Source organism: Cyanobacteria bacterium QS_8_64_29 (assembly GCA_003022125.1).
Lineage (GTDB): Bacteria > Cyanobacteriota > Cyanobacteriia > Cyanobacteriales > Rubidibacteraceae > QS-8-64-29.
This window is the reverse complement of sequence record PXQH01000048.1, coordinates 1-4065: the sequence shown is the minus strand read 5'-3', so window position 1 is coordinate 4065 and position 4065 is coordinate 1. Positions and strand designations below refer to the sequence as shown.

The window sequence follows — 4065 nt, the reverse complement described above, 5'->3', positions numbered from 1 at the left end:
GCAATGCACGACTGCTGGAGTTGGAGCATCTCAATGTGCCAGCAGATGCAACATCGCTCTACTGGCTAGTTCCAGATGCAAACCGCGACTGTAGTACTAACTCGGGCTGCGCTCGCCGCTCAGCAACTGCCAGCACGCGCGCGCGATCCCCCAGTTCTCCTGCGTCCTGACGGTCAACACCCGGATGGAGGAGTCGGCTGCCGCAATGTCGGCATCGGCCGGGTTGGCCTGGTTCTGGCGCGCGTCCAGCTGCAGGCCCAGGAACGCGAGCGCCTGGCAGCCCGCGGCACGCACCTGGGGCACGTTCTCGCCCACCCCGCCGGCAAACACCAGCGCATCCAGGCGATCCAGCGAGGCCAGCATGGCGCCGATGTGGAAGCGCAGGCGGTGGCAGTAAACGTCAAAAGCCAGCTGGGCTTGCGCGTTGCCCCGATCCATGGCCTCGCGCACGGCCCGCATGTCGCCGCTAACCCCGGAGAGCCCCTTGAGCCCCGATTCTTGGTTGAGCAGCCGCTCGAGCGCATCGGCATCGTAGCCCTGGCGCATTAGGTGGATGAGAATGCCGGGGTCCAGCGAGCCCGAGCGGGTCCCCATAACCAGTCCCTCGAGCGGGGTGTAGCCCATGGTGGTATCGACGCAGCGCCCGTTGCGGATCGCAGCCAGCGAGGCACCGTTGCCCAAATGGCAGGTGATGAGCTGCAGTTCCTGCGCTTCCCGACCCAGCAGCTGCGCGGCACGCTGCCCGCAGTACTGGTGGCTGATGCCGTGGAAGCCGTAGCGGCGCACCCCTTGCGCCCAGTAGGCGTGCGGGAGCGAGTATGCCGCCGCCGCAGCTGGCAGGGTGGCGTGAAAGGCCGTATCGAAAACAGCCACTTGCGGCGCTTGCGGCAGCACCCGATCGATGGCCTCGATGCCTTGCAGGTTAATGGGCAGGTGCGCGGGGGCCAGCTCGCTCAGCTCGCGCAGGTCTGCTTTGAGCTGGGCCGTCACGCGGGCGGGCTGGCGGTAGGTCGCCCCGCCGTGGACGACCCGATGGCCCACTGCTGCGACAGCTTCGGGCTGCGAGATGGCCTGGGTTTCGCCCTGCCAGAGCGTCTCGAGCAGGACCGCGATCGCCTCGGATTGCCCGATTGCGCCCAGATCCCGCTCCAGTTCGGCGCCACTGGCGTTGCTAGCTCGCAGCCAGACGCTGCCATCCTGCCACTCAAGCGCAGCCGCCCACAGCGGCTCGGGCGGTATCTGGGGTAGGGGCGCCGCCAGCTCGTAGAGGCAGCTTTTTTGCGAGCTGGAGCCGGCGTTGAGCACCAGGACTTTCATGGCCCCTCTCAGTACGGCCAGCGCCAGTCGCGCACCTCCGGTAGGTCCACGCCGTAGTGGGTGACGTAGTAATTGTGGTCGATGAGCTTGTCGCGAATGGCCTGTTTGGCATGGGCGGCAGCGTAGCCCAGCTTGGGCACGCGATCGATGGCGTCCTCGACCAAGTGGAAGCGGTCCAGCTGGTTCATGACCACCATGTCGAAGGGCGTGGTGGTGGTGCCTTCTTCTTTGTAGCCGCGCACGTGCAGGTTGGGATGGTTGGTGCGGCGGTAGGTGAGGCGGTGAATGAGCCACGGGTAGCCGTGGTAGGCAAAGATGATGGGCTTGTCCGTGGTGAAAATGGCATCGAACTCGCGGTGCGAGAGGCCGTGCGGGTGCTCTTCCTCAGGTTGCAGCCGCATCAGATCGACCACGTTGACGGTGCGCACCCGCAAATCCGGAAAGTGCTGCCAGAGGTAGTCCACCGCCGCTAGGGTCTCTTGGGTGGGCACATCGCCAGCGCAGGCCATGACGACATCCGGCTCGCCGCCGCGGTCGTTGCTGGCCCACGCCCAAATGCCGATGCCGGCAGTGCAGTGCTTGACGGCGGCATCCACATCCAGCCACTGCGGTTCCGGGTGCTTGCCGGCCACGATGGCGTTGACGTAGTGGCGGCTGCGCAGGCAGTGGTTGGTCACCGACAGCAGCGTGTTGGCATCCGGGGGCAGATACACCCGGATGATGTCGGCTTTTTTGTTCACCACGTGGTCGATAAAGCCCGGGTCCTGGTGGGAGAAGCCGTTGTGGTCCTGGCGCCAAACGTGGGAGGTTAGCAGGTAGTTGAGCGAGGCAATGGGGCGGCGCCAGGGAAGCTCGCGCGTCACCTTCAACCACTTGGCATGCTGGTTGAACATGGAGTCGATCAGGTGGATGAAGGCCTCGTAGCAGGCAAACAGGCCGTGGCGCCCGGTGAGCAGGTAGCCCTCCAGCCACCCCTGGCAGGTGTGCTCGCTCAGGATCTCCATCACCCGCCCCTCGGGGGAGAGGTTTTCGTCTTCGGGGCGGCGCTCGTCCATCCAGGCGCGATCGGTGACCTCAAACAGCGCGCCCAGGCGGTTGGAGGCCGTCTCGTCCGGCCCTACAACGCGGAAGTTGCCCTCGGGCTGGTTGCGCTGCATGACATCGCGCAGGAAGCTCCCGGTCACGCGGGTGGCCTCGGCCGTGACGCTGCCGGGATGGGGTACCTCAACGGCATAGTCGCGAAAGTCGGGCAGCTTGAGGGGGTTGAGCAGCAAGCCGCCGTTGGCGTGGGGATTGGCTCCCATGCGGCGATTGCCGCGCGGCGCTAGCGCTGCTAGCTCGGGCCGGAGCGTGCCGTTGCCATCGAACAGCTCTTGGGGGCGGTAGCTGCGCATCCAGGCCTCGAGCTGCTCCAAGCGCTCGGGATGCTGGCCCATATCGGCCAGCGGCACTTGGTGCGAGCGCCAAAAGCCTTCTACTTGTTGGCCGTCCACTTCGCTGGGGCCGGTCCAGCCCTTGGGCGTGCGCAGCACGATGACCGGCCAGGCCGGGCGCTGGGTCACGCCCTGGGTGCGGGCTTGGTGCTGGATGGCGTGGATGTCTTCAATGACGGCATCGAGCGTGCCGGCCATGGCCTGGTGCATGGCCTCGGGGTCGCTGCCCTCGACAAAGTAGGGCTTGTAGCCGTAGCCCACCAGCAGCTGCTCCAGTTCCTGGTGGCTGAGGCGGCCCAAGATCGTGGGGTTGGCAATCTTGTAGCCGTTGAGGTGCAGGATGGGCAGCACGGCCCCGTCGCGGGCGGGGTTGAGGAACTTGTTGGAGTGCCAGCTCGCTGCCAGCGGCCCGGTCTCGGCCTCGCCATCGCCCACAACGCAGGCTGCGATTAGATCGGGATTGTCAAAAACGGCGCCGTAGGCGTGCGCGATTGCGTAGCCCAGCTCGCCGCCTTCGTGGATGGAGCCCGGCGTCTCGGGAGCCGTATGGCTGGGGACCCCGCCGGGGAATGAAAACTGCTTGAACAGCTGGCGCATTCCCTCGGCATCTTGCGAAATCTGGGGATAGATCTCGCTGTAGGTGCCCTCCAGGTAGGTGTTGGCCACTAGGCCCGGGCCGCCGTGCCCAGGCCCGGTGATGTAGATAACGTTGAGGTCGCGGGCTTGAATCGCGCAATTGAGGTGCGCGTAGATGAAGTTGAGACCGGGAGTGGTCCCCCAATGGCCCAGCAGTCGGGGTTTGATGTGCTCGAGCCGCAGCGGCTCGCTCAAAAGCGGGTTGTCGAGCAGATAGATCTGCCCTGCCGAGAGGTAGTTGGCCGCGCGCCAGTAGGCGTGGATGCCATGCAGCTTTGCCTCTGACAGGGGGTGGGTTTGGGAGACAGACGCGATGGTCATAACAGGATCGGGCGTTCGAGCAGCTTGTTTTAAGCACCAGTTTGCGCGCTTGCCCTCGCAGCGGCATCCTCCGGCCGGATCGGATCAAAACGAGCTTGGCCTCAGCTCGACTTTTGCCCTTTTACAGTTGCGATCTCTTCGGTGTCGTGGCGTTGATGTTTGCCCAGTTATATCGCAAGTACCCAGCTCCAGCTCGCTCTGGGCCAGGGTATGCCAAGCCTGAGCACACCTTTGTTGACACCCTGGCTGCTGTCCGGCGAGAGCTCTGGTCGGAACTTTTGAAACCCCCGGCTATTCCCCGACCGTGGCAAAATCCACCACCGCCCATTATCGATACGCTGCTGGACTGCCTCTGCTA

General features: G+C 65.0%; 2 protein-coding genes. Both read right to left on the bottom strand.

Annotation, left to right across the window (positions count from 1 at the left end; all coding sequences use genetic code 11):
• Window positions 1–96: 96 nt before the first annotated feature.
• Entirely contained in the window at window positions 97–1317 is a 1221-nt protein-coding gene (locus BRC58_07810) for an acetate kinase (protein ID PSP16896.1), read from the bottom strand.
• Window positions 1318–1325: 8 nt separating this feature from the next.
• The gene (locus BRC58_07805) at window positions 1326–3707 is read right to left on the bottom strand and encodes a phosphoketolase (GenBank protein ID PSP16895.1); all 2382 of its coding nucleotides are present in this window, start codon (window positions 3705–3707) and stop codon (window positions 1326–1328) included.
• Window positions 3708–4065 lie beyond the last annotated feature (358 nt).

What these genes read in the sequence shown, in the direction of transcription:
- BRC58_07810 (PSP16896.1), bottom strand. Translation starts at nt 1,317, where the DNA reads ATGAAAGTCCTGGTGCTCAACGCCGGCTCCAGCTCGCAAAAAAGCTGC.
- BRC58_07805 (PSP16895.1), bottom strand. Translation starts at nt 3,707, where the DNA reads ATGACCATCGCGTCTGTCTCCCAAACCCACCCCCTGTCAGAGGCAAAG.